The sequence below is a fragment of the Stenotrophomonas sp. FW305-C-20-S1 genome, from assembly GCF_058783335.1.
This window is the reverse complement of the sequence record NZ_JBYTEK010000009.1, coordinates 65,686-89,549: the sequence shown is the minus strand read 5'-3', so window position 1 is coordinate 89,549 and position 23,864 is coordinate 65,686. Positions and strand designations below refer to the sequence as shown.

At 65.7% G+C, this 23,864-nt stretch carries 22 protein-coding genes; 12 read left to right on the top strand and 10 right to left on the bottom strand.

Features of this window, described 5'->3' with window-relative positions; all coding sequences use genetic code 11:
• Positions 1–32 precede the first annotated feature (32 nt).
• Positions 33–755 carry an AraC family transcriptional regulator gene (locus AC3WTC_RS07035; RefSeq protein ID WP_025877061.1) on the bottom strand — a complete coding sequence of 241 codons (723 nt, stop codon included), beginning with the start codon at positions 753–755 and terminating at the stop codon, positions 33–35.
• A gap of 118 nt (positions 756–873) precedes the next feature.
• Between AC3WTC_RS07035 and AC3WTC_RS07030 the strand changes: the two genes are divergently transcribed.
• Together AC3WTC_RS07030 and AC3WTC_RS07025 are read left to right on the top strand one after the other, a co-directional pair.
• Positions 874–2,970, top strand: coding sequence for a catalase (locus AC3WTC_RS07030; RefSeq protein WP_492711196.1), 2,097 nt, complete (start codon positions 874–876; stop codon positions 2,968–2,970).
• 21 nt (positions 2,971–2,991) lie between these two features.
• On the top strand, positions 2,992–3,480 hold the full coding sequence (locus tag AC3WTC_RS07025) for a hypothetical protein (protein ID WP_049468652.1): 489 nt from the start codon (positions 2,992–2,994) through the stop codon (positions 3,478–3,480).
• On the opposite strand, the gene AC3WTC_RS07020 is transcribed toward AC3WTC_RS07025, so the two are convergent.
• Entirely contained in the window at positions 3,477–4,211 is a 735-nt protein-coding gene (locus AC3WTC_RS07020; RefSeq protein WP_492711194.1) for an alpha/beta fold hydrolase, read from the bottom strand. The genes AC3WTC_RS07025 and AC3WTC_RS07020 overlap by 4 nt on opposite strands.
• A 151-nt stretch (positions 4,212–4,362) precedes the next feature.
• Between AC3WTC_RS07020 and AC3WTC_RS07015 the strand changes: the two genes are divergently transcribed.
• Entirely contained in the window at positions 4,363–4,902 is a 540-nt protein-coding gene (locus AC3WTC_RS07015) for a hypothetical protein (RefSeq protein ID WP_032976617.1), read from the top strand.
• Positions 4,903–4,916: 14 nt separating this feature from the next.
• On the top strand, positions 4,917–5,207 hold the full coding sequence (locus AC3WTC_RS07010; RefSeq protein ID WP_223482762.1) for a hypothetical protein: 291 nt from the start codon (positions 4,917–4,919) through the stop codon (positions 5,205–5,207).
• An 84-nt stretch (positions 5,208–5,291) separates the two neighbouring features.
• Here AC3WTC_RS07010 and AC3WTC_RS07005 read toward each other — a convergent pair whose 3' ends face one another.
• Positions 5,292–7,418: a methyl-accepting chemotaxis protein gene (locus tag AC3WTC_RS07005; RefSeq protein ID WP_025877051.1), complete on the bottom strand. Its 2,127-nt coding sequence runs from the start codon at positions 7,416–7,418 to the stop codon at positions 5,292–5,294.
• Between the two features lie 218 nt (positions 7,419–7,636).
• Here AC3WTC_RS07005 and AC3WTC_RS07000 point away from each other — a divergent pair, with 218 nt between their 5' ends.
• The 4 genes from AC3WTC_RS07000 (at position 7,637) to AC3WTC_RS06985 (ending at position 12,066) form a co-directional block, all read left to right on the top strand.
• A complete protein-coding gene (locus AC3WTC_RS07000; protein ID WP_312401839.1) occupies positions 7,637–8,986 on the top strand; it encodes an AAA family ATPase in 1,350 nt (449 codons plus the stop codon).
• Complete coding sequence (locus AC3WTC_RS06995) at positions 8,973–10,355, top strand: hypothetical protein (protein WP_492711191.1); 1,383 nt, start codon at positions 8,973–8,975, stop codon at positions 10,353–10,355. The genes AC3WTC_RS07000 and AC3WTC_RS06995 overlap by 14 nt, the downstream gene beginning before the upstream one ends.
• A 90-nt stretch (positions 10,356–10,445) precedes the next feature.
• Entirely contained in the window at positions 10,446–11,405 is a 960-nt protein-coding gene (locus tag AC3WTC_RS06990) for a L,D-transpeptidase family protein (RefSeq protein ID WP_492711189.1), read from the top strand.
• A gap of 4 nt (positions 11,406–11,409) precedes the next feature.
• Positions 11,410–12,066 carry a M23 family metallopeptidase gene (locus AC3WTC_RS06985; protein ID WP_312401841.1) on the top strand — a complete coding sequence of 219 codons (657 nt, stop codon included), beginning with the start codon at positions 11,410–11,412 and terminating at the stop codon, positions 12,064–12,066.
• A gap of 30 nt (positions 12,067–12,096) precedes the next feature.
• On the opposite strand, the gene AC3WTC_RS06980 is transcribed toward AC3WTC_RS06985, so the two are convergent.
• From AC3WTC_RS06980 to hflK, 5 genes are all read right to left on the bottom strand, one after another.
• Positions 12,097–12,753: a hypothetical protein gene (locus tag AC3WTC_RS06980; RefSeq protein ID WP_431601497.1), complete on the bottom strand. Its 657-nt coding sequence runs from the start codon at positions 12,751–12,753 to the stop codon at positions 12,097–12,099.
• Positions 12,754–12,897: 144 nt separating this feature from the next.
• A complete protein-coding gene (locus AC3WTC_RS06975) occupies positions 12,898–14,190 on the bottom strand; it encodes an adenylosuccinate synthase (protein WP_025877044.1) in 1,293 nt (430 codons plus the stop codon).
• A gap of 286 nt (positions 14,191–14,476) precedes the next feature.
• Positions 14,477–14,662, bottom strand: coding sequence for a DUF2065 domain-containing protein (locus AC3WTC_RS06970; RefSeq protein WP_025877042.1), 186 nt, complete (start codon positions 14,660–14,662; stop codon positions 14,477–14,479).
• A 67-nt stretch (positions 14,663–14,729) separates the two neighbouring features.
• Entirely contained in the window at positions 14,730–15,593 is an 864-nt protein-coding gene (gene hflC, locus AC3WTC_RS06965; RefSeq protein ID WP_025877040.1) for a protease modulator HflC, read from the bottom strand.
• Positions 15,590–16,726 carry an FtsH protease activity modulator HflK gene (gene hflK, locus AC3WTC_RS06960; protein WP_492711186.1) on the bottom strand — a complete coding sequence of 379 codons (1,137 nt, stop codon included), beginning with the start codon at positions 16,724–16,726 and terminating at the stop codon, positions 15,590–15,592. Before hflK ends, hflC begins: the two co-directional genes overlap by 4 nt.
• Positions 16,727–16,878: 152 nt before the next feature.
• On the opposite strand from hflK, the gene AC3WTC_RS06955 reads away from it, so the two are divergent.
• Together AC3WTC_RS06955 and pilH are read left to right on the top strand one after the other, a co-directional pair.
• Positions 16,879–17,874: a YhdH/YhfP family quinone oxidoreductase gene (locus AC3WTC_RS06955; RefSeq protein WP_032976611.1), complete on the top strand. Its 996-nt coding sequence runs from the start codon at positions 16,879–16,881 to the stop codon at positions 17,872–17,874.
• Positions 17,875–17,962: 88 nt separating this feature from the next.
• A complete protein-coding gene (pilH, locus tag AC3WTC_RS06950; RefSeq protein ID WP_005410644.1) occupies positions 17,963–18,334 on the top strand; it encodes a twitching motility response regulator PilH in 372 nt (123 codons plus the stop codon).
• A 179-nt stretch (positions 18,335–18,513) separates the two neighbouring features.
• Here pilH and AC3WTC_RS06945 read toward each other — a convergent pair whose 3' ends face one another.
• Complete coding sequence (locus AC3WTC_RS06945) at positions 18,514–19,404, bottom strand: DnaJ C-terminal domain-containing protein (protein ID WP_025877033.1); 891 nt, start codon at positions 19,402–19,404, stop codon at positions 18,514–18,516.
• 259 nt (positions 19,405–19,663) lie between these two features.
• Here AC3WTC_RS06945 and AC3WTC_RS06940 point away from each other — a divergent pair, with 259 nt between their 5' ends.
• Positions 19,664–20,146 carry a peroxiredoxin gene (locus AC3WTC_RS06940; RefSeq protein WP_025877032.1) on the top strand — a complete coding sequence of 161 codons (483 nt, stop codon included), beginning with the start codon at positions 19,664–19,666 and terminating at the stop codon, positions 20,144–20,146.
• 30 nt (positions 20,147–20,176) lie between these two features.
• The gene (locus AC3WTC_RS06935; RefSeq protein ID WP_033831761.1) at positions 20,177–20,758 is read left to right on the top strand and encodes a ferritin-like domain-containing protein; all 582 of its coding nucleotides are present in this window, start codon (positions 20,177–20,179) and stop codon (positions 20,756–20,758) included.
• 697 nt (positions 20,759–21,455) lie between these two features.
• Here AC3WTC_RS06935 and pbpC read toward each other — a convergent pair.
• A complete protein-coding gene (gene pbpC / locus AC3WTC_RS06930) occupies positions 21,456–23,840 on the bottom strand; it encodes a penicillin-binding protein 1C (protein ID WP_492711173.1) in 2,385 nt (794 codons plus the stop codon).
• Positions 23,841–23,864 lie beyond the last annotated feature (24 nt).

Below are 23,864 nucleotides of genomic sequence, written 5' to 3'. Positions count from 1 at the left end.
GCCGCGGGGATAGGCACAGCGCAGCAGGAAACTCAGGCCGGTACCGGCTCGCCGACATTGCCGCCGATACGGGCGCGGTAGGCGCGCGGGGAGAAACCGGTTTCAGCCTTGAACTTGCGGGTGAACGCGCTCTGGTCGCTGAAACCGCAGGCCTGGCCGATGCAGGCGATGCTCTCGTTGCCATGCAGCAGGTGCATGGCCATCTGGATCCGCAGCCGGGTCAGCACCTGCTGCGGCGTCATCTGGAACACCTTGCGGAAGCTGCGCTCCAGCTTGGACAACGAGAACCCGGTGATGTCCAGCAGCGTCTGCATCCGCACGTTCTCGGCGTAGTGCGTATTGAGGTGGGCCAAGGCCAGACGAAGCTGCTCGTACTGGGTCCCCAGGCTGTCCTTCTGGCCGAGGTCGCGGGAAATGCCGATCAGCCCCTCGACCTGCCCGTCCACCAGCAGCGGGCGTTTGCAGGTCAGGCACCAGCCCGGTTCGCGGTTGGCGAACAGGTGCAGCTCCATGAGGTTCTCGATCACCTCGCCGGACAGCACGCGTGCGTCCTGGTCGACATAGTCCGCACTCAGGCCGGTTGGGTAGATCTCGGCCGCGGTGCGTCCGATCACGTCCTTGCGCGCACGCAGGCCCAGCCGTCGCAGCATGGTCTGGTTGACGTAGGTGTAGCGGCCCTGGCGGTCCTTCATGAAGAACAGCACGTCCGGAATGGCGTCGAACAGGGCTTCGATGTCGGCGGGTTCGACTCGCATGCGGCAAGCATACCCGAGCCGCCGATTTGTCTGCGCGTTCACTCCCACGGGACCGTGCATTAACGCCGGCGGCGCCACTGTCTGGAGTCTGCCCCCTACCCGCTCCAGGAGATCCTCCATGGCCGCCAGCAAGCCGACCGGCAAGCGCGCTCCCGCCACCACCTCCGCCGACCGTGACAGCCGCGGCCAGGGCGATGAACTGCATCAGCTCGCAGGAGGCGCCCATCCGGTACTGACCAGCAGCCAGGGCATTCCGGTTGCAGACAACCAGAACTCCCTGCGCCAGGGACCGCGTGGACCCACCCTGCTGGAAGACTTCCTGCTGCGCGAGAAGATCACCCACTTCGACCACGAGCGTATTCCCGAGCGCATCGTCCACGCGCGCGGTTCGGCCGCCCACGGCTTCTTCGAACTGACCCGCTCGCTGGGCAAGGTGACCCGGGCGAAGATCCTCACCGAGGTCGGGGTGAAGACGCCGGTGTTCACCCGCTTCTCCACGGTTGCCGGCGGCGCCGGCTCGGTCGACACCCCGCGCGACGTGCGCGGCTTCGCGGTGAAGTTCTACACCAGGGAAGGCAACTGGGACCTCGTCGGCAACAACATTCCGGTGTTCTTCATCCAGGACGCGATCAAGTTCCCCGACCTGATCCATGCGGTGAAGATGGAACCGGACCGCGCCTTCCCGCAGGCAGCCAGCGCACACGACACGTTCTGGGATTTCGTCTCGCTGATGCCCGAATCGATGCACATGATCATGTGGGCGATGAGCGATCGAACGATTCCGCGCTCGCTGCGCACCATCGAAGGCTTCGGCATCCACAGCTTCCGCCTGCTGGATGAGGAAGGGAACTCCACCTTCGTCAAGTTCCACTGGCGGCCGAAGCTGGGGCTGCAGTCCACCGTCTGGGACGAGGCGCTGAAGCTGCAGGCCGCCGACAACGATTTCCACCGCCGCGACCTGTTCGAGGCGATCCAGCGCGGCGACTTCCCCGAGTGGGAGCTGGCCGTGCAGCTGTTTACCGAAGAACAGGCCGATGGCTTCCCGTTCGACCACCTGGACCCGACCAAGATCATCCCCGAGTCGCTGGTGCCGCTGCAGGTGATCGGACGCATGGTGCTGGACCGCTGGCCGGACAACTTCTTCGCCGAGACCGAGCAGGTCGCCTTCTGCCCGGCCAACGTGCCGCCGGGCATCGACTTCAGCAATGACCCGCTGCTGCAGGGGCGGCTGTTCTCCTATCTGGATACCCAGCTGATCCGCCTGGGCGGACCGAACTTCAACCAGATTCCGATCAACGCACCGAAGTGCCCATTCGCCAACCATCAGCGCGATGGCCACATGCAGATGCAGGTGCCGAAGGGGCGCGTGGCCTACGACCCCAGTTCGCTGCAGGAAGACAGCCCGCGCGAGACGCCCGCCGGTTTCCGCAGCCACGCCAGCGCCGATGATGGGCGCAAGGGCCGCACCCGCGCGGAGAGCTTTGCCGACCACTACAGCCAGGCGCGGATGTTCTTCCGCAGCCTGGAAAAACCGGAACAGGCGCACCTGGCCTCGGCGCTGGTGTTCGAGTTGTCGAAGGTGGAAACCGAGAAGGTGCGCGTGCGCACCGTCAGCCATCTGCGCAACATCGACGAAGGACTGGCCAAGCGCGTGGCCGACGGGCTGGCACTGGGCACCCTGCCCGCCCCGGCACCGACGGCAACCCCTGCACAGGACCTGCCCGCCGCACCCGAGGTCCGCGTGATCGGCCGCAACAAGCCCCTGCTGCAGGGGCGCTGCATCGGCATCCTGTTCGACGAGGGCTCCGATGCACGGGTGATCGCCACTCTGCGCAAGTCCGCCGAAAAGGCCGGCGCCAGCGTCAAGCTGGTCGCACCGAAAATTGGCGGTGCCACGCTCAGCGACGGCAAAACGCAGGCCGCCGATGGACAGCTGGCCGGTACCCCGTCGGTGGTGTTCGACGCAGTGGCGGTCGTGCTGAGTGCCGACGCCGGCAAGGCCTTGGCCAAGGAAGCGGCAGCCGTGGGCTTTGTCAGCGATGCCTGGGCGCACCTGAAAGCCATCGCCAGTGACGAAGGCGCACAGGCCCTGTTGAAGGCAGCGCGCGTCGGCAACGATGCCGGCACCGTGGAGGCCGAAGACAGCAAGGCCTTCCTCGCCGCTGCCGCCACCCGCCAGTGGGCACGCGAGCCGAAGCTGCGCCTGCTGGCCTGACCATCCGACAGGAGAATCCCCATGCCCCGTGGTGACAAATCCGCCTATACCGACAAGCAGAAGCGCCAGGCCGAGCATATCGAAGAGAGTGAGCGCGAACGCGGTGCCAGTGAAGGCACCGCCGAGCGCATCGCCTGGGCCACCGTGAACAAGCAGGATGGTGGTGGCAAGCGCAGCGGCAGCGCGCGCAAGGCAACGAAGAAGGTGGCCAGAAAGACAACGGCGAAGAAGGCTTCCGCAAGCAAGGCGCCGGCGAAGAAGGTGGCGAATAAGGCCGCTGCGAAGAAGACGCCTGCGAAGAAGGCCGCCACCAGGAAGACTGCTGCAAAGAAGGTGGTGAAGAAGGCGCCTGCGAAGGTCCCTGCAAAGAAGGCGGCCGCCGGGAAGGCAACGCAGAAGAGCGCCTCACGCAGCACCGCAGCGAAGAAGGCCGCGAAGACCCGTGCAGCAAAAAAGGCGGTACGCAAGACCGCGGCGAAGAAGGCCGCACGCACCCGCGCCGGCAATTAGCCGGTAGCGGGCAGCGCCCTCACCCAACCGGCCACCACCGCGGCGGCCGGTTCGGCACAGGCCTGCAGCAGCAGATGCGGCCCGTCCAGGGCCACGTGCCGCGCGTCCGGCAGCAGGGTCTGCAGCTCGGCTACGCTCGGTGGCCACAGCAGCCGGTCATGACCCGCCTGCAGGCACAGCGTCGGCACCCCGATCTGCGGCAGCAATGCGCGTACGTCCACCCGCAGGGTCGCTGCGGCGCGCTGCCGCAACGTGGTCGCTGGAACCTGAGCCAACGCAACGCGCAGCATCGACATGTGCTCGCCGGTGCGCCACCGCCCCAGCAGCAGGCGCGCCAGCATCGCCACGGGAGGCACCGGCCAGGCCGGTGACCGCAGTGCCGCGCCGGCTGCCGGCAATGGCACGGGCCGGCGCGCAAAGGTCGCGGCCAGCACCAGTCCGCGCAGCGCTGCGGGCGGGCGCGCGGCCAGCTCGATCGCCAACGGCCCCGAGAAGGACTCGGCAAGCAGGATGAAGGGGTGGCGGGGCAGCTGCGGCCACAGCCATCTGGCAAGCGTGGCGTAATCCTGCCCGCCCTGCGCAGGCAGCGCGATCGCCTGCGTCGTCAGCCCATGAGCCTGCAGTGCGGACAGCAACGGGGTCGACATGCTGCCGGTGCCATCCAGGCCTGGCAGCATCAGTACGTGCAGCGGCGCGGCCGACGCGGCATCACAGCCCTGTTTTTTCCTCACGTCCCGTTCCCATGCCAGCTCCTTTGCTGGCAAGCATCGCCCGGATCGGCAGGCGAAGGAACCTCTTCCTGGCTCTCCCTCTGCTGTGCCGGCCAAGGTTGCGCGATACTGCCGGCTCTGCCGCAGGATGCGGCTACCAAGGAGAGCGTTGATGCGAGGGACCTACGCACTGGCCATGATGGCCCTGATGCTGCCACTGACCACCTTTGCCAGCGATGGCTGGATAAATGGCGACGGCAAGGCGGTGCCGCAGACCGATGCCATGAAATCCAGCGATGGCTTTGCGGCATCCCTGCTGGTCACCTCCGACGCCGACTGGCGGGCCAAGTGGGAAACTCCACCGGAGAGCACTCCCAGCTTTACCGAGGCCAGCGAAGTCCACCTGGGCGGAGAATTGTTCCTGCTGACATTCCTGTCCAACCCGCAACTGGATGAGAACCGCGTACCCAAGGTGCACTGCGATCTGCGCATGCTTCGCCCGGACGGCAGTACCAGTGTCGACGAACGCGATGTTCCCTGCTTCACTGCCGCCCTGCCCGGCCCGCCAACCCTGCTGTACATGACCAGTGTGCAGCTGAAGTTCGTCGCCGAGGCAGGTGACCCGAAGGGCACGTGGACCGCGCAGGTGGTGGTCAGGGATCTGTTGCGGAATGTAAGCCTGCCCCTGCAGGCCCGCTTCGACGTCCGTTGACAGGAGGCCTGCAGATGAAGATGCGACGACTGCTGAGCTGGACAGGCCTTGCGCTTTGCGTGGTCTACCTGCTGTTGACCGCGTGGCTGGTCCACGGCGCGCAGACAGACGCCGACCCGAAGGGTACCTACATCCTGATGGCACTCCCCATCACCCTGCAGTCCGCCGCGCTTGATGCCATCGGCGCAGGCAGCCTGTTGTACGGCATGCCCTGGTCGACCGCGTATGCGGTGCTGGTTCCGCCAACCCTGCTGTTGCTGTACGCGGCCGGTTGGTTGATCGAACGCTCGGCACGCGGGCGCTAGCGGCCCTCAACCGTTGCGTGCATCGACGCCCCGCATGCGGGTCATCGCATGCAGGGCGCCATCCAACATCGCGCTGTCGTTGGCTTACGCCGCGCGTGCAGGCAGGCTGGGCATGCGTGCCCCCTGCTCCAGCTGGAACACCGACACCGACGTGGTCAGCGCATGCGCCTGCTCTTCCAGCGCGCGGCTGGCAGCGGTCGCCTCTTCCACCAGCGCAGCGTTCTGCTGGGTCACCTGGTCCATCTGCACCACCACCTGGTTGACCTGCTCGATGCCGGCCGCCTGTTCCTTGCTGGCGGCGGCGATGTCGCTCATCAGCTGGGTGGTACGCGAGCTCGCTTGGGCCACGCGGGCAATGGCGGCTTCCGATTCCACGGTCACGGCCAGACCACTCTGCACCTTGGCAGCGGCGTCCTCGATCAACTCCTTGATCTCCTTGGCAGCGACACCGGCACGCTGTGCCAGCGTACGCACTTCGCTGGCCACCACCGCAAAGCCGCGGCCCTGTTCGCCGGCACGCGCCGCTTCCACTGCAGCGTTCAGCGCCAGGATGTTGGTCTGGAAGGCGATGCCATCGATCACCGTGGAGATTTCCGAAATGCGCGCCGAAGACTGGTCGATCTCGCCCATCACCGTGGCCATCTGCGCCATGGCCTGCTCGGTCTCGCGCACGGCAACGCCGGCCGCATGCGCTTCGCTGTCGGCCTGGCGTGCCAGCTCGGCGTTCTGGCGCACGGTCGAGGTCAGCTCTTCCATCGAGGCGGCAGCCTCTTCCAGATTCGCGGCCTGTTGTTCGGTACGGCGCGACAGATCGTTGTTGCCGGCCGCCAGTTCCTGTGCCGCGTTGTTGATGCTGTCGGCGGCCACCTGGATGCCACGCACGATTCCGGTCAGCTGCGTGGTGGTGGCATTGGCATCGTCACGCATGCGCGCGAACACGCCCTCGTACTCGCCCTCCATGCGCGCGGTGAGGTTGCCATGCGAGATGGCGCGCAGCACGTCGGAGACATCGGCGATGCTGGCCTGCGAACTGGCCATCATGCCGTTGAGGTGGTTCACCATCGCCTGGAACTGGTACTGGAATGCCGCGGCGTCGCCACGCACGCTGAAATCGCCAGCGCGCGCGGCACGGGCCAGTTCATCGATCTGCGCGTTGATCGCCATCAGGCTCTGCTTCACCGCCGCCAGGGTACGGGTCAGCGTGCCCTTCTCACCCGGGTACTCGGGCAGATCGCGGCTGAGGTCGCCGATGGCATAGCGCTGCATCACCTCGGCCATCAGCAGCTGCACCTGCACGTGCGATTCGACCAGGTGATTGGTGGCCTGCACCATGCGACCGAAGTCGCCGGGGAACGCACTGGCGTCCATCCGGTAACGGATCGCGCCGGCTTCATGCTGCTCGGCCATCTGCAGCTGCGCGCCGATGGCGGCCTGCACGCTCTGGCGCACGCTGGCCATGGCCTCGCCGAGCTGGGTCAGCTCGTCACGGCCACCCAGGCGGAATTCCTGGTCCAGTTCACCCTTGGACAGGCGCTCGGCCAGCTGCACTGCACGCGCCAGCGGGCCGGTCATGCTGCGACCGATCAGCACCGATGCGGCGATGCCTGCCAGCAGCGCCACGCCACCCAGCACCAGCAACTGCAGCAGGCTGCGTTCGCCCAGGCGGATCGCCTCGGCAGCGGCCTCGCGGCTTTCCTTTTCTTCATAGGCCACGCCATCGGCCAGTGCCTTGTTCCAGCCATTGGCCGCTTCCTGCACCGGGCCCAGGGTCAGCGCCACGGCGCCGGGGAAATCGCCCTGTTCCATCAGTTCGCTGGTCTGCTTGTTGAGCGGACGGGCGAGCGCGCGCTTGGCGGCGATGGTCTCGCCGATCACCTTGCCTTCGGCATCGCCGGGCAGGGCCTGGTAGGCCGTCCAACTGGCCTCGTAGCGCTTGACCAGAGCGGCGATGCGCTGCTCGTCGTTGGCACGGTCTTCGCCCTGGCGGATCAGCATCTCGCGGCGCACGACCATCATCTGGTTGTTGGCATCGAGCATCTCCGACAGCAGCCGCACCTTGGCTACGCCGACCTCGACCACCTGCTCCATCGCGCGCTTCTGCACCATGGTGGCGGTGGCACCGGTAGCGACCACGGCGGCAACCAGCAGCAACAACAGGCCAAAGCCAAGCCCAAGACGCCAGGCGACCCTGACGTTCCTCAAGTAGTTCATGGGGTGAATCCAAAACGGGGGGATGCGCCCATATCGGCCGCTGCCTGACGCGGCTTGATGCCGGCCGCAGCATCCGTCTGGTTACCGTTCAGTGAGTTGATGGTGGCGATTTCTGACGGAACTCACCCTAAAGTTATCCGACATGCTGCCAAGGGTCCCCCTCATACATCTGCACCCTTAGAATCGAAACGATCCTTGGAGATGAATGGATACGTCTGATGAACCAAGACTTTCCCCACCAGCTGATCATTTTCGGTCCACCGGGAACGAGCAAGAGTTACAAGGCCCGGTACGAGAAGACTCCGATACTCGGCATCGGCGCCGAGGAGGTCATCCCCGTGACCTTTCATGCCGAGTTTGGCTACGGAGATTTTGTTTCCCGGCTGTTGCCCTTGTCCAAGGACAACAAGGTCAACTACGAAGTACATGCCGGCCCCTTCATCCGCGCACTGGCACTTGCCTGCCACCGTTCTGAACATAGCTCGGCGGATTCGCCTCCGCGCAACGTTGTTCTGCTCATTGACGAGATCAACCGTGGCAACTGTGCAGAGATATTCGGCGACATTTTTCAGTTGCTGGACCGTGATGACGACGGACAATCCAGCTATTCCGTCTGCGCTTCGAAGCTGACGGTGCAGGCGCTGACCGATGAGATCGGCAGGCTCGCAGATCGTGATGGCAAAGACTCCTGCAAGCTGATCGAACGCATCACCGAGGCACGCATGCTGAGACTCCCGGCCAATCTCTACCTGATCGGAACCATGAACACCGGCGATGAGTCGATTTTCTTCATGGACTCCGCGTTTAAGCGCCGCTGGAACTTTGAGTTCAGTCCAGCCGAGTTCACCTCGGTGCCTGCCATCCAGGCCAATGCAACGATCGAAGGCCACCCCTCTGTAACCTGGCAGAAGCTGATCGACTCGCTCAATGCAATGATCATCGAGAAATGCACCTCGCCAAATCTCGACGACAAAATGATCGGCCCTTGGTTCATCAAGGCCCGGCTGGTCGCTGCAACGACACCGCCTGCTACCCTGGAGCAGAGTCAGGCGGAAACGATCGCGGAACTGCGCAGGCTGGCCCCCGGAGCTGCAGCGTACATGCAGGGCGCAGACTTCAGCCAGATGTTCGATGAAGAGTTCTGTAAGCTCCGGACGTCCTGCAATGCCGAGACCCTGAAGGCAATCGACACGCTCTCGCGCTTTGACGAATCCGCCAAGCGCAAGTTGAAGGCCATTGCTTTCACCGGTACCGAGACGTCCCCGTACTACAAGTCAAAGATAAACTTCCCGCAGACCAAAGATGGAATGATCATCGAGGACTTCGTCGAAAAGCTTGCCAGTACACAGGAAGTCCATCCCATCATTCACCATATTCCCGCCAGCGATATCGAGGGGAAGCTGTTTCTCTACCTGTGGGACAACGTTTTCGAGAGGGACAAATCCCCGCTCGCCGATTGGCTGCGGATTCCGCCGGAATCACTGAGGACCTTCGGGCAGTTTGCCGCGCGGCGCGATGAATTCATCCGCAGCTTCACCGCTTCGGCAGAGCTGCATGCAGCTGCATGACGTCAGCGTCGTAGCAGCCCGATCCGAAGCTGTCGGCCTTTTCGTTGAGAATGGCCGGACCGAACTTCGGATACCGCATGGCATGGCGACCGATATCGCGCCCCGCGACGCATTTCGTCTGCTCTACTTGGCATTTGCGGCCTTCAAGAACGTCCAGTCAAGTCGAAGCAGTACGCATCATCAGGATGGCGTTGAAGCAGACACTCTCGGACGGGCGCTTGCATCGGGCCCCGCCTCGTTCGTCGACGCATACAGTATCGACTCGCTGTTCAACCGTTCCAATCCATTGCGACTGCTGTCGTTGCGACCGCAGATGGCAGAGCGACAGGATGGCAACCTGCAGCACGCAGATCGCCATCTTCACCATGCGTTGTTCAACGACGAAGACGCTCCCTTTTTTCCGAAACTGCCCACTCGGCGCAGCGTATGCGAACGCGGGACTGCCGACATCGTCGGCCTGTACTTTTTCCTGGCAGATGACTTTTACCGCAATCTGCTACAGATCGATCCCGGCATGATGTGGGGACGCTTCGCTCCAGATGGCATGCAGCGTGCTACGGACTTCCGCCATCGTCATCTGCGCCAAGGCGACTCGTTGTATGAAGGTGACCCATTGGCGCAGGAGCTGCTGCAGAGGCGACTCCAGCAGCTGCTGAGAACATGCTACAGGCAGGCGACGCTACGCAGCTCCGAGTTCCTTACCCTGTACGCGGCGCTGGAGCGTTACCTTCACCCCGCGCTCGCAGGTAGCGTGCAGCAGGGTCAGATCTGGGGCATGCGGGATTTCTGGCCTGTCTGGGAATCCATGTGTCTGCATGAGGCCATGCAACAGGCCAGCGAAACAGGCGGAACTTCAATCGTCTCCTGCGACAGTACTCACCTCCCGCCCCATACCATGGCCATCGAGCACCGCGAGACGTGGAATCAGCAGCAGCAATTAGTATTCGCCAACAATGGAATCCGTCGCCGGCCTGATCTGTTGCTGCAGCGCGACTCCCAGTTGGTCGTGGTCGATTTCAAGTACTACCCCACCGCTCCCACTTGGCATCAGCGTAGCCCCCTGGCGGAGGAGCACAAGGCGAAGCAGCTGAAAGAGAAGGAGCGGAAGGATCTGGACAACATCGAGTTGTATGGACTGCTGCTGCATCGTCACCTTGCGGTAAGGGACCCGGTCCTGCCATCGATTTCGCTGGAGTTCTGGCTTCCTGGAGGCAAAGCGGAACGGATCGACATCCGCAGCTTGCCAGCTTGGAATCCGCCGCTGGCGGTGACCACCCTTCCTTCGTTGGACGTAATCAGGCGCTACGGTGAGCGCTATGCGTTCGCTGTACGGACCGGCAACATCCGCAGAGCCGCGTACGCCGCGTAATGACACATGGCTCAGGTGTGGGTCAGCGTTTTCACGCGGGCTGCTCGTGCGGTGCTGGCATTGTGGGAAGGCGTTCCCTTGGAGTCCTCCATGTATTCAGCCCGAGCCACCGTGCTGTCACTGTCACTACTGATGTCGCCCGCCTTTGCGCAGACGCCCCCGCCCGCCGGGCTGCCAGCACCCATCGCCGAAAAGGCCGGCCCGGATACAGCGGCGCACTCGCCCCTGCACGCCCAGGTACTTCTGGACCGCGCCAATTTCTCTCCGGGCGAAATCGATGGCGAAGTGGGCAGCAATCAACGCCGCGCGGTGTCCGGCTTCCAGGCAGCGCACGGACTGACGGTCAGCGGCGAACTGGACGACGCCACCTGGAAGGCTCTGCAGGCCGACTCGGTCGGCCCCCTTGCCAGCTACACGCTGACCGCAGAGGACGTGGCCGGTCCGTTCATTGCGGTTCCCAAAAAGCCCGCCGACCAGGCCAAGCTGAAGGCACTGGGCTTCAGCAGCGTGGAGGAATCGCTGGGCGAGCGCTTCCATGCCGCACCGGAGCTGCTGAAGGCGCTCAATCCCGGTGTGGATCTGAGCAAAGCCGGCAGCCGCATCCAGGTGCCCAACATTGCGCCCGCTGCATTGCCCAAGGCCACCAAGCTGGTGGTCGACAAATCCGACTCCACCCTGCAGCTGCTGGACGCGCAGGGCAAGGTGATCGCGCAGGTACCGGTATCGTCGGGCAGCGAGCACGACCCGCTGCCGATCGGGGAGTGGAAGATCCTCGGCGTCTACCCGGACCCGCCATTCCACTACAACCCGAAGCTGTTCTGGGATGCCAGGAAGGGCGATCGCAAGGCCACGATTCCGCCCGGCCCGAACAATCCGGTCGGCCGGGTCTGGATCGACCTGTCCAAACCCCATTACGGCCTGCACGGTACGCCGGTGCCCGGCCATGTCGGCAAGACCGAATCGCACGGCTGCGTGCGCATGACCAACTGGGATGCGCTGCGCGTGGCTGCAGCGGTGGATACCTCGGTACCGGTCGTCATGCAGGAGTGAGCCGATGCGACTAGCGCAACTGATCGTACTGGGGCTGGTGATGGGCGTGGCAGCCGGATGGTGGCTGCAGCGCGATGGCACGCCGTCCGATGACAGGGATGCCCGCCCCCTTGCAGTGGCGCAGACCTCCACTGCGGCCGACAGCGCCCGTGCCGTACCCGTGGAGCAGGCGACAACGGCAATCGCCGCGCCCGCCCCAGCAGCAACGGGCGACACACCCTCCGGCCTGCTGCTGCCGGTACAGGGCATCACGCCCTCGCAACTGCAGGACACCTTCACCGACGCACGCAGCGAAGGCCGCGTGCACGATGCGATCGACATCATGGCTGCTGCCGGCACACCGGTGCTGGCGGTGGCCGATGGCCATGTCGAGAAGCTGTTCGACAGCGAACGCGGCGGCCTGACCATCTATCAGTTCGAACCCAGCGGCCGCTGGTGCTACTACTACGCGCACCTGCAGCGCTACGCCGACGGCCTGGCCGAAAAGCAGACCATCAAGCGCGGCGATGTGATCGGCTACGTCGGCAGCACCGGCAACGCAAACCCCGAAGCCCCGCACCTGCATTTCGAAGTGCACGTGCTGGGCCCGGAGAAGCAATGGTGGAAGGGCGAGTCGATCAATCCCTATCCATTGCTGAAAAAAGGGGACGGAGGGGATTAAGTCGCAACCCGCACGGTCTGGTCGTGGCGGCTAGGCAGTGCGTGGACGCTGCCTGCGCAGCGCGATGGTGAAGATCACCAGTGCGATGCCTGGAACCAGCAGCAGCAGCGCTGCCAGTTTCCAGAAGAAGAACGGCCACAGCCAGAGGTAATCGAGGTCGGTCAGTTTCAGAAGATCCAACGGCGGCTGCACTTCGATCGTTGCCGGCCTGCCGGCCAGCGCCGGCTCCACTTCCAGCACGGTCACCCGCAGCCAGGAGCGGCCACGGGGCAATGAATCACCGCGGCCATAGCCGAAGTACGCGGCGGTAAAAACAGCCGTTTCAACGGTTTCCAGCCTGCGCACAACATCCGTCCCGGCTGGGCCAGAACGCACGCCCGCACGGAAATCCGCATGCTCGTTGGGGGTGTCGACACGCATCAGCACGTCGGGGTCGAGGGCCGGGTCGGCGGCGTTGGGCGGGTAACGCAGCCGCAACCGCAGACGATCATCAATGAAGCGGTAGACCGTGATCTCCGCGCTCGCACCGGGGCTCAGTACCAGCGGCAGGGTCTGCGTGCGTGACGCCAGGTGGTTGGCCACGGCGCCCACCGCCAACACCACACAGGCGACTGCCCACAGGCCCCAGAACACCCAGAGGGTGATCCGCAGCACCCGCGTCCCTTTCGCGCTGACATCGCCGGTCATCGATCCGCTTCCCTGCTGGCATTGCGTACACACTAACGAAAAAGCCCCGCTTTCGCGGGGCTTCTTCTTTCAGCGACGCCGGGCATGGCCCGGCGCTACCGGTGCGGCAGCGTTGCCAGGCAGCGTCTGGCATCGCCGCATCGCTCAGGCGAACGGATCCTGCAGGACCATGGTGTGGTCGCGGTCCGGGCCGGTGGAGACGATGCTGATCGGGCAGCCGGCCAGCTCTTCCAGCGAACGCAGGTAGGCGCGTGCGGCCGGCGGCAGGTCGTCCCAGTTGGTGATGCCGTGGGTGTTTTCGGTCCAGCCCGGGAACTCCAGGTACACCGGGGTGCACTCTTCCCAGCCCTGCGCGTCCAGCGGCGCGTACTCGGTACGCTTGCCGTTGTATTCATAGGCGATGCAGACCTTCAGCTTTTCCATGCCGTCCAGCACGTCCAGCTTGGTGATGCACAGGCCGCTGATGCCGTTGATGGCCACGGCGCGCTTCAGCGCGACGATGTCCATCCAGCCACAGCGACGCGGGCGGCCGGTCGAGGCACCGTATTCGGCGCCGCGGTCGCGGATGCCCTGACCGATTTCATCGTCCAGCTCGGTCGGGAACGGGCCGCCGCCAACGCGGGTCGCGTAGGCCTTGGCAATGCCCAGCACGTAGTCGATCGCATCGGCGCCGACGCCGGCACCGGCCAGCGCACCACCCACGGTGGTGTTGGAGCTGGTGACGTACGGGTAGGTACCGTGGTCGATGTCCAGCAGCGCGCCCTGCGCACCTTCGAACAGCACGCGCTTACCCTGCTTGCGCAGGTCATGCAGGATGCCGGCAACGTCCGACTTCATCGGCTGCACGTATTCGCCGAAGGCCAGCGCCTCGTCGAAGGTCTTCTGGAAATCGACCGCGTCGGTGTTCAGGTACTTGGTCAGCACGAAGTTGTGGTAATCCAGCGCGGTGCGCAGGAGTTCTTCCAGCTGCTTCGGATAATGCAGGTCGGCGATGCGGATGCCGCGACGCGCCACCTTGTCTTCGTAGGCCGGGCCGATGCCACGACCGGTGGTGCCGATCGCCTTGCCGCCGGCAGCGCGTTCGCGCGCCTGGTCCAGGGCGATGTGGTACGGCATGATCAGCGGCGCGGCCGGGGAGATCTTCAGGCGCGAACGCACTTCCACACCGGAGGTTTCCAGCTCGGCGATTTCCTTCTGCAGCGCGGCCGGCGAGATCACCACGCCGTTGCCGATCAGGCACAGCGCATCGTCACGCAGGATGCCCGACGGGATCAGGTGCAGGACGGTCTTCTTGCCGTTGATGACCAGGGTGTGGCCGGCATTGTGGCCGCCCTGGAAGCGCACGACGGCGCCGATTTCCTCAGTGAGCAGATCGACGATCTTGCCCTTGCCTTCATCGCCCCACTGGGCACCAAGCACTACGACAGACTGACCCATGACGGGTTCCTCTATTTGTTGCGGCCATCGGGGCCGCGGACGGGTAAACCGCAGCGGGGCTGGCCAGCGCTTGGGTGGCGGCTCCAAACGGGGAGCGGCCGGCGATGGAAGGCCCAGACACGGAAAAAGCCGAACGGGGAGGCCCGTCCGGCTTTTGTGCATTATCCGGGTTTCCGGGGTCCGGTGCCACCTTTCCGACGGGCGGCTTCACCAGCCGGTCAGCCACCCGTCCGGACGTCCGGAATGGGGTCAGATCCCTTTCCTGCGGAAAGGGATCTGACCCCTGCTAATGCCGTACCCACCACAGCAGGCTCAACCCGGCCAGCAGGACCAGGCCACCGAAGCTGCGCAGGGCCGGGCTGGGCAGGTCCAGCAGGCGTTCGGCCATGCGCTTCCAGGCCACGGGGGCCACGAACAGCAACAGGCCTTCCAGCACCGCGACCAGACAGACGGCGGCGAACAGATCTTTCATGGGGGAACTCCGGAAAAGCACGAGGCCCGGCGTATGGCCGGGCCCCGTGAGGTACTGCCGTGCGGACTCAGCGATCGTTCTTGAGGTACTGCAGGAACGGGTCGTTCTTGTCCAGCACGATCACGCCGTTGCCGTCAGTCATCGAGCCGCGGTAGGCCTCGAGGCTGCGGTAGAACGCGTAGAACGACGGGTCAGCCGAACCGGCCTTGCCGTAGATGCGTGCGGCCTCGGCATCGCCTTCACCACGCAGGCGCTGGGCATCGCGTTCAGCTTCTGCGATCAGCACGGTGCTGTCACGGTCGGCCTGGGCGCGGATGGTCAGCGACTGCTCCTCGCCCTCGGCGCGCAGCTTGGCGGCTTCCTGCTTGCGCTGGGCGCGCATGCGCTCGTACACGTCATTGATCACCTGGCTGTCGGTGGGCAGGTCCACCTGCTTGATGCGCAGGTCGATCATCTGCATGCCCAGCCCGGCAACGGCTTCGTTGATGCCCTTCAGCTGCTCGGCGATCAGCTCGCTGCGGTCGCCGGAGACCAGCTGCTGCAGGGTGCGCGAGTTGATCTGGTTACGCAGCGAGTCGGTGATGATCGGTGCCAGGCGGGCGTTGGCGATACGCGGATCGCCACCGGTGGCACGGAAGTAATCACCCACGTTGGAGATGTAACCGATGGCGAAGAAGTCGACGCTGACGTCCTTCTGCTCGGCCGTGAAGTAACGGGCCGGCGCGGTGTCCAGCACCTGGAAGCGGCGGTCGAACACCCGCACCGTTTCCACCACCGGCAGCTTGAAGTGCAGGCCCGGCTTGATGTCCGAACGCACCACCTTGCCCAGGTTCAGGACCATGGCGGTCTGGTCCTCACGGACCACGTACACCGAGCCGAGCAGGCCCAGCAGCACCGCTACGACAACGGCGATCCAGATTGAATTTCTCATCGGCTGCCCTCCTCACGGCCGCTCGAACGCCCGGTCGGGCGGCCCACCGGCCGGCCCGGATCACGGGAAGCTTCCACTGCGGTGGTACCCGGCAGCGACGGCATCACCACATCGGGGTTCGGCACCGGCGCCGGTCCCGAGGTGCTGGCACGGGTATCACCGGTCATCGGCACGTAGATCAGCTGGCGGCCATCGCCACCAATGACCTTGCGGTTCTCGCTCAGCACCTGCTGCACCGTTTCCAGCCACAGGCGCTTGCGGGTGACTTCCGGTGCGTCCTTGTACTGGGCCTGCAGCAGGCTGAAGCGCTGACCATCACCCTCGGCCTTGGACACCACGGCCTGCTTGTAGCCCTCGGCGGTGGTACGGGCACGCGAGGCCTGGCCGCGCGCTTCAGGCACGACCTTGGCCGCATAGGCCTGGGCTTCGTTGATCAGGCGCTCCTTGACCTGCTGGGCACCGTTGACCTCGTCGAAGGCCGGCTTGACCTCCTCCGGCGGACGGGCGTCCTGCAGGGTCAGGCCGGTCACGGTCAGACCGGTCTTGAAGGCACGCAGCAATGTCTGCAGGCGCTCTTCGGCGGCCACGGCCAGCGGGCCACGGTTGTTCAATACGGCGTTGAGGTCGGCGCGACCGACTTCCTCGCGCACCGCGCTCTGCGCCGACTGTTCCAGCACCTGGTTGGCATCAACGGTGCCGAACAGATACTGCTGCGGGTCATCGATGCGGTACTGGACGTTCAACGAGACATTGACGATGTTCTCATCGCGGGTCAGCACCGGCACCTGGATCGAGAAGGTCTTGATCTCGGTGGCGTTGACCTTGGTGACCGATTCGATCGGCCAGGGCAACTTGAAGTTCGGGCCAGGGGTCAGGACGCGCGAGAACTGGCCGAAGCGCAGCACCACGCCACGCTGCTGTTCGCCGATCAGCTGGAAGCTGGAGAACAGCACCAGCAGGACCACTGCCGCCACCACCCAACGCAGGATGCCGCCGTCGAACAGGTCCTTCAGCGGTCCGGGCAATCCGCCCCAGCCGCCACCATTGCCACCGCCGCGCGACCCGAACGGCCCGCGTCGATTGTCCTCGGGGCCTTGTCCGCCCTTGTTGCCGCCGGGTGTATTCCAGGCCATGCACGCTCCATCAAGATGTGGGCTGCGACGCGGGCCCTTCCCGCAACGCCAGCCATTAACCACTACCGATCATACAAGATGGGGCGGACCGGCAGGATTGAAAGGGGCTGGAGCGGGTAAGGTGGCGTTTTCCTCGAAGTCAGGCAACGCCGATGGCCCCCACCACCCCGTTCACCGCCTTCCGCATCGAAAAAGACGACGCCGGCTACCGCAGCGGCCTGGTCCCGCTGCGTCTGGACGACCTCAACCCCGGCCAGGTGCTGATCCGCGCCCACTGGTCCTCGGTCAACTACAAGGATGCCCTGGCTGGCACCGGCAAAGGCCGCATCCTGCGCCGCTTCCCGCTGGTGGGCGGGATCGACGTGGCCGGCACGGTGGTCGCCTCCACCGATCCGGCCTGGCGCGAGGGCGATGCGGTACTGGCCACCGGCTGCGGCCTCAGCGAAACCCGTGATGGCGGCTACAGCCAGTACGTGCGACTGGAATCGAGCGCGGTCATCGCCCAGCCGGCGGGCCTGAGCCCACGCGAGGCGATGGTGCTGGGCACCGCCGGCTTCACCGCCGCGCTGGCGCTGCTGCGCCTGCAGGACAACCGGCAGACGCCCGAGCTTGGGCCACTGGCGGTTACCGGCGCCAGCGGTGGGGTCGGTGCTCTGGCCGTGGACATTTTCAGCCGCGCCGGCTATGCCGTGCACGCGATCAGCGGCAAACCGGAACAGAGCGACTTCCTGCGCGGCATCGGTGCTGCCGAGGTGCTGCCGCGTGACGCCCTTGCCGACACCGGTCCGCTGCAGTCGGCACGTTTCGGCGGTGGCCTGGACAATGCCGGCGGGCCGATGCTGGCCAGTCTGCTGGCCCAGACCGTGCCTTACGGCAGCGTGGTCAGTGCGGGCCTGGCCGCCAGCCCGACGCTGGACATGACCGTGATGCCCTTCATCCTGCGCGGTGTCTCGCTGCTCGGCGTTTCATCGGCCAATGCCCCGCGCGCGCTGCGCGAAGAAGTGTGGGCACGCTTGGGTGACGCGTGGAAACCGCAGCACCTGGACCGCATCTGCACCGCCGAAGTCGGTCTGGACGGTCTGCCTGCGGTGTTCGATCGCATGCTGGCGGGCGGCTCGCTTGGCCGCACGGTGGTGCGGATCGACTGAACGTCGCAGGCAGGCGACGGACGGCAGCTGTCGCCCTCCCGCCAACAGGATGCCGGCACTACACTTCCGGCATCACATGGGGAACAACATGGCACGCATTCTGATCGTCGACGACTCACCGTCGCAGCTGTTGGGGATACAGCGCATCGTCGAGAAGCTCGGGCACCAGATCCTGACCGCCACCGATGGTGCGGCCGGAGTGGAGACCGCCAAGGCCGAGCTGCCCGACCTGGTGCTGATGGACGTGGTGATGCCCAACCTCAATGGCTTCCAGGCGACCCGCACGCTCGCCCGCGATGAGGCGACCCGGCATATTCCGGTGATCCTGGTGACCACCAAGGACCAGGACACCGACCGCATGTGGGGCATGCGCCAGGGCGCCAAGGCCTACATCACCAAGCCGTTCTCGGAAGACGAACTGTCCGAAGTGCTGGAGCGGGTGTTCGCCGGTCAAGGCTGACCCACCGCTCCGGTAGATGCCAACCTTGGTTGGCACGCCTCTGCTCTGGTAGGTGCCAACCTTGGTTGGCACGCCTTTGCTCTGGTAGATGCCAACCTTGGTTGGCACGCCTTTGCCGGCCAGCGGCCGGCACTACCGCAAGGCGTGCGGACCGTGGTCCGCACCCAACGAAGCGAATTTCAGATCGTTTCGCCAAACGCCTTGGCCAGATTCCGATAGGCCTTCTTCTGCGCGTCGTCCGTCGCCGCCGGGGCGACAATCTCCAGCTCGACGATCTGGTCGCCCTCCGGGCTGCCCGGCAGGCCGCGCCCACGCAGCCGCAGCTTGCGACCGGCGTCGGAATCGGCCGGAATCTTCAGTTCCACCGCGCCGCCCAGGGTCGGCACGCTGATGCTGGTGCCCAACGCGGCCTGCCACGGGGTGACCGGCAGCGTGTACAGGATGTTGCGGCCGTCGACCTCGAACTGCGGATGCGCGGCGTACTCCACTTCCAGCAGCAGGTTGCCGCCGTGATTGCCCTGCCCGGCCAGGCGGATCACCTGCCCGGGACGGATGCCCTTGGGCACGCGCACGTCCAGCTGCTTGCCGTTGACGGTGATGCGCAGGCTGTCGCCGTTGTAGGCCGCCTCCAGCGGTACCGACAGCTTGGCCCGGGTATCGCGGTTGGGCGCATGGCCATGGCTGCTGAAGCCCGGGCCGGGGCCTGCGCCCTGGCCCCCGCGCTGGCGCGCGAACAGGCTCTCGAAGAAGTCGCTGAAACCACCGTTGGGGCCACCGCCGCCGAACACTTCCTCGAAATTGAAACCGCCACCGCCGTAGTTCGGCGGCACGTTGAATTCCTCGCCCGGACGATAGCCCTGCGCACGCAACTGGTCATAGGCCGCGCGCTTCTCGGGATCGCGCAACGCCTCGTAGGCCTCGTTGATGGCCTTGAACTTGTCCTCGGCCCCGGCCTCCTTGCTGACGTCCGGGTGGTACTTGCGTGCCAGCCGGCGATAGGCGGTCTTGATTTCCGCCTCGCCCGCGCTCGGTTCCACCCCCAGGGTGGCGTAATAATCCTTGAATTCCATCCAGCTACCTCAATTCGCTTCGGCCGCGCCGGTGGGCGCCGCCCCGGGTTCATTCTACGCGCCGGCGATGCTACGCCGCCGGTCGTGCGGCAACGGTGAGGCCGACTGATCCAGCGCAATGCGCCTGCCATCGCCCGGCCCCATGCTGTGGCTGACCGCCCGCCGCGGACGACGGAGATGGGGTGTATACATGGGTTTTCCAATGTCTTGACGCGTCCGTCCCCTCCTGGCCCCTACCCTCACCCAGCAAGGAGTTCCCATGACCATCCATGTCGGCGACCGTATTCCGGAAGTCACCCTCAAGCGCATCCGCGAAGGCATCGAGACCCTCGATACCCACGCCCTGTTCGACGGGCGCAAGGTGGTGCTGTTCGCCGTGCCCGGTGCGTTCACCCCCACCTGCTCGGCCCGCCACCTGCCCGGGTACGTGGAAAAGTTCGAGGCGTTCCGCCATCGCGGCATCGATGTCTACTGCGTGGCGGTCAACGACCCGTTCGTGATGAAAGCCTGGGCCACCGACCAGCACGTACCCGACGGTCTGCTGATGTTGTCCGACGGCAATGCCGAACTGACCCGTGCACTTGGCCTGGAACTGGATGCAAGTTCATCCGGCATGGGCACGCGTTCGCGTCGCTTTGCCCTGTACGTGGTGGACGGCACGGTGCGCGCGGCCTGGATCGAGGAGCCCGGCCAGTTCGAGGTGTCGTCAGCCGACTACGTACTGGATCACCTGCCCACCTGAAACCCTGACTGCAGAGGAAACCGGCCAGCCATGTCCAACAAGCCAGCCAAAGCCAGCAACACCTCCCCTTCCGCCAAGGTCGCTGGCATCAGCGATCGCCAGACCCTGCGCGAGCGGGCACGGAAGAACATCGAGGACGGAGCGATCACCGACAGCTACAGCGCCGACCGCAAGGTGGTGATCAAGCTGCTCAACGACGCGCTGGCCACCGAATATGTATGCGTGCTGCGCTACTACCGACACTACTTCATGGCCAAAGGCATGCTGGCCGATGCGGTCAAGGGCGAGTTCCTCGAACACGCACAGCAGGAGCAGGCGCACGCCGGCAAGCTGGCCGAACGCATCGTCCAGCTCGGCGGCGAGCCTGACCTCAATCCGGACACGCTGACCGCACGCTCGCACGCCGAATACAAGGAAGGCAGCGACCTGCGCGACATGGTCCGCGAGAACCTGGTGGCCGAGCGCATCGCCATCGACAGCTACCGCGAGATGATCAACTTCATCGGCGACAGCGATACCACCACCAAGCGCATCCTGGAGGAGATCCTGGCGCAGGAGGAGGAGCACGCCGACGAGTTCGCCGACCTGCTGGATGGCTGGATCGGGGAGTAGCGCCGGGCCATGCCCGGCTAACGCCCTGGTAGTCGCCCACCTTGGTGGGCGGCTTCCGCGCGTGCCAACCAAGGTTGGCACCTACCGGGTCATGGTGGACCGGTAGCGCCGGGCCATGCCCGGCGAACGCCCTGGTACATACCCACCTTGGTGGGCGGCTTCTGCGCGTGCCAACCAAGGTTGGCACCTACCGGGTCCTGGTGGGTCGGTACCACCGGGCCATGCCCGGCTAACGCCCTGGTAGATGCCCACCTTGGTGGGCGGCGTCTGCGCGTGCCAACCAAGGTTGGCAACTACCGGGTCATGGTGGACCGGTAGCGCCGGGCCATGCCAGCGAACGCCCTGGTAGATGCCCACCTTGGTGGGCGGCTTCTGCGCGTACCAACCACGGTTGGCAACTACCGGGTCCTGGTGGATCGGTACCACCGGGCCATGCCAGCGAACGCCCTGGTAGTCGCCCACCTTGGTGGGCGGCTTCCGCGCATGCCAACCAAGGTTGGCATCTACCGGGTCCTGGTGGGTCGGTACCACCGGGCCATGCCCGGCTAACGCCCTGGTAGATGCCCACCTTGGTGGGCAGCGTCTGCGTGTGCCAACCAAGGTTGGCACCTACCGGGTCCTGGCGGACCGGTAGCGCCGGGCCATGCCCGGCGGGTTGGTGCCCGATCACGTGACATCCGCCGGGCATGGCCCGGCGCTACCGCAGCACGTTGAACCGTACCTGCGTCCAGGCGCCGTCAGCAGCCAGCGCGGTCAACGTATGCGCCCCCGGATCGGAGAACTCGCGCTGCATCAGCTGCGCACCGCGCGTCTGCGCGATCCATCGACCATCCAGCAGCCAGTCCACGGCCTGTTCGCTGCCCAACGCGCGCAGCTGCAGGCGTACGCCGTGTTCGGCATTGGGTGCACGCGCCAGCGTCGCGCCTTCGTTGAGGCCATCGATATGCAGGGCCACACTGGCCTCGCGGCCATCATCGCGACAGTCCGGCGACAGTGCGGGAAGCTGTGAGGCATCGCGGGTGGCCTTGGGTAGCCAGGGTGACAACAGCGCCGGCCATCGCGCGATTTCCCGCGCGACTTCCTCATGCGGCGCGCTGCAGTCAGCCGATACGCGCAGTCCGGTGCGCGCGTCAGCCAGGTAGCGTTGGCGGCCAGGCTGCCATCGCCGTGCCTCGCGTTCGGGGAACGTCGGCGGTGCCGCACCGTCCAGCAGATAGGCCGACAGGCGTCGCTGGCAGAGTGCCGCTGGCAACCCTTCGGCCAGTTCCCCGGTTGGCCAGCAGATGTCTGCCTGGGTCACGCCGGCCGGCATCGGCGCGGCCGCCGCATCGCCGCGCTGGCGCGGCAGGCTGTCGACCACCTCGAACATCAACGGCAAGGCGGTGACCGCGCCGTACTGCCCCGGCAACGGCGTGCCATCGGGGCGCCCCACCCACACGCCCACGGTGTAGTGGCGGGTACTGCCGATCGCCCACGCATCGCGGTAGCCATAGCTGGTTCCGGTCTTCCAGGCCACGCGCGGCCGCCCGCCAACGTCGAACGTGCCAACGCCGTATCCCGGGCGCGGATTCGATTCCAGCATCTCGCGCACGATCCAGCTGGCACCGGGCGAAGCCAGCCGCCGCTCGATCATCGGTTCGTCATCGGTGTAGCGCACGCGGCCGGCAATGCCGTTGCGGTTGAGCGCAGCGAACGCACCGACCAGGTCTTCCAGCCGCGCGCCGGTGCCGCCGAGGATCAGCGACAGATTGGGCGAACTGCCCGGCGGGAAGCGCAGCTGGATGCCGGCGTGCGACAGGCGCGCGGCGAAGCGTGCCGCACCTACCCGCTGCAGCAGGTCGACCGACGGCACGTTCAGCGACAGGCGCAGCGCACTGGCAGCACTGACCGGGCCGTTGAAGGCCATGTCGAAGTTGCCCGGTCGATAGCTGCCGAAGCTCTGCGGCGCATCCACCAGCAGGCTCTCGGAATGGATCAGGCCATCATCGAGTGCCATCGCATACAGGAACGGCTTCAGCGTGGAGCCCGGCGAGCGCCAGGCCTGCACCATGTCCACGTGGCCCAGCCGTTGCCGATCACCGAAAGACAGCGTGCCGACATACGCACGCGCCTGCAGGGTCTGGTTGTCGACCACCAGCAGTGCGGCTGACGTGCGCTCGGGCAGCGTGGAGAAATAGCTGGCCACGCGCTCTTCAAGGGTGCGCTGCAGGCCGATGTCGATGCTGCTCTGGATCCGCGCCTGCCCCGGATGCGCCGAGTGCAGGCGCTGGGCCAGCAGTGCCGCATGCAGCGGTGGACGCAGCGAGCGTGCGACCACGTTCTCGATGCGCGCATCTTCCACTTCCTCCGGCGTCCATGCGCCGAGCTCGGCCATGCGCGCCAGTACCTTGTCGCGAGCCTTCTGCGCGGCTTCGGGATGACGATCCGGGCGCAAACGGCTGGGTGCCTGTGGTAGCACCGCCAGCAACGCGGCCTCGGCATGCGAAAGCTGCGCGGCCGGCTTACCCAGGTAGGCCCAGCTGGCCGCCTCCACGCCTTCGATGGTGCCACCGTAGGGCGCGCGCTCCAGATACAACGCGAGGATCTCGCGCTTGGACAGGTGCACCTCAAGCTGCACCGCACGCAGCATCTGCTTCAGCTTGCCCCAGGGCGTGCGCGTATGCGGATCGAGAATGCGCGCCACCTGCATGGTCAGGGTCGAGCCTCCGGAGACGATGCGGCCACCCCGCAGCAGCTGCCCACCGGCACGCAGGATCGCCAGCGGATTGATGCCCGGGTGCTGCCAGAACCAGCGATCCTCGTAGGTCAGCAGCGCCTGCAGGTACAGCGGCGACACGCTGTCGACCGACGCCGGATAGCGCCACACGCCCTCGGCATCGGCGAACGCCCGCATCGGGCTGCCGTCAGCGGCGACCACCAGCGTGCTGGTGTCGCGTTGCCGGGGTAGCGGCGGAGGGAAGGCGAAATCCAGTACCAGCAGCAGCGCCAGCAACGCCGTCGTGCCCCAGCGCAGCCACGGCCACAGCGGTTGCAGCCGCTGCCGCAGGCGCGGCAGCCGCGTTTTCAGCGATCCCACCTTCATCCACGGCATCCAGTGGGACGGGCC

Excerpts from the sequence above, each read along its gene's own strand:
- AC3WTC_RS06985 (WP_312401841.1), top strand. The coding sequence starts at position 11,410 with ATGCGACTAGCGCAACTGATCGTACTGGGGCTGGTGATGGGCGTGGCA.
- AC3WTC_RS07010 (WP_223482762.1), top strand. The coding sequence starts at position 4,917 with ATGAAGATGCGACGACTGCTGAGCTGGACAGGCCTTGCGCTTTGCGTG.
- AC3WTC_RS06940 (WP_025877032.1), top strand. The coding sequence starts at position 19,664 with ATGACCATCCATGTCGGCGACCGTATTCCGGAAGTCACCCTCAAGCGC.
- hflK (WP_492711186.1), bottom strand. The coding sequence starts at position 16,726 with ATGGCCTGGAATACACCCGGCGGCAACAAGGGCGGACAAGGCCCCGAG.
- AC3WTC_RS06995 (WP_492711191.1), top strand. The coding sequence starts at position 8,973 with ATGCAGCTGCATGACGTCAGCGTCGTAGCAGCCCGATCCGAAGCTGTC.
- AC3WTC_RS06990 (WP_492711189.1), top strand. The coding sequence starts at position 10,446 with ATGTATTCAGCCCGAGCCACCGTGCTGTCACTGTCACTACTGATGTCG.
- AC3WTC_RS07005 (WP_025877051.1), bottom strand. The coding sequence starts at position 7,418 with ATGAACTACTTGAGGAACGTCAGGGTCGCCTGGCGTCTTGGGCTTGGC.
- hflC (WP_025877040.1), bottom strand. The coding sequence starts at position 15,593 with ATGAGAAATTCAATCTGGATCGCCGTTGTCGTAGCGGTGCTGCTGGGC.
- AC3WTC_RS06975 (WP_025877044.1), bottom strand. The coding sequence starts at position 14,190 with ATGGGTCAGTCTGTCGTAGTGCTTGGTGCCCAGTGGGGCGATGAAGGC.
- AC3WTC_RS06955 (WP_032976611.1), top strand. The coding sequence starts at position 16,879 with ATGGCCCCCACCACCCCGTTCACCGCCTTCCGCATCGAAAAAGACGAC.
- AC3WTC_RS07015 (WP_032976617.1), top strand. The coding sequence starts at position 4,363 with ATGCGAGGGACCTACGCACTGGCCATGATGGCCCTGATGCTGCCACTG.
- AC3WTC_RS07035 (WP_025877061.1), bottom strand. The coding sequence starts at position 755 with ATGCGAGTCGAACCCGCCGACATCGAAGCCCTGTTCGACGCCATTCCG.
- pbpC (WP_492711173.1), bottom strand. The coding sequence starts at position 23,840 with ATGAAGGTGGGATCGCTGAAAACGCGGCTGCCGCGCCTGCGGCAGCGG.
- AC3WTC_RS06970 (WP_025877042.1), bottom strand. The coding sequence starts at position 14,662 with ATGAAAGATCTGTTCGCCGCCGTCTGTCTGGTCGCGGTGCTGGAAGGC.
- pilH (WP_005410644.1), top strand. The coding sequence starts at position 17,963 with ATGGCACGCATTCTGATCGTCGACGACTCACCGTCGCAGCTGTTGGGG.
- AC3WTC_RS06980 (WP_431601497.1), bottom strand. The coding sequence starts at position 12,753 with ATGACCGGCGATGTCAGCGCGAAAGGGACGCGGGTGCTGCGGATCACC.
- AC3WTC_RS07030 (WP_492711196.1), top strand. The coding sequence starts at position 874 with ATGGCCGCCAGCAAGCCGACCGGCAAGCGCGCTCCCGCCACCACCTCC.
- AC3WTC_RS07025 (WP_049468652.1), top strand. The coding sequence starts at position 2,992 with ATGCCCCGTGGTGACAAATCCGCCTATACCGACAAGCAGAAGCGCCAG.
- AC3WTC_RS06935 (WP_033831761.1), top strand. The coding sequence starts at position 20,177 with ATGTCCAACAAGCCAGCCAAAGCCAGCAACACCTCCCCTTCCGCCAAG.
- AC3WTC_RS06945 (WP_025877033.1), bottom strand. The coding sequence starts at position 19,404 with ATGGAATTCAAGGATTATTACGCCACCCTGGGGGTGGAACCGAGCGCG.
- AC3WTC_RS07000 (WP_312401839.1), top strand. The coding sequence starts at position 7,637 with ATGAACCAAGACTTTCCCCACCAGCTGATCATTTTCGGTCCACCGGGA.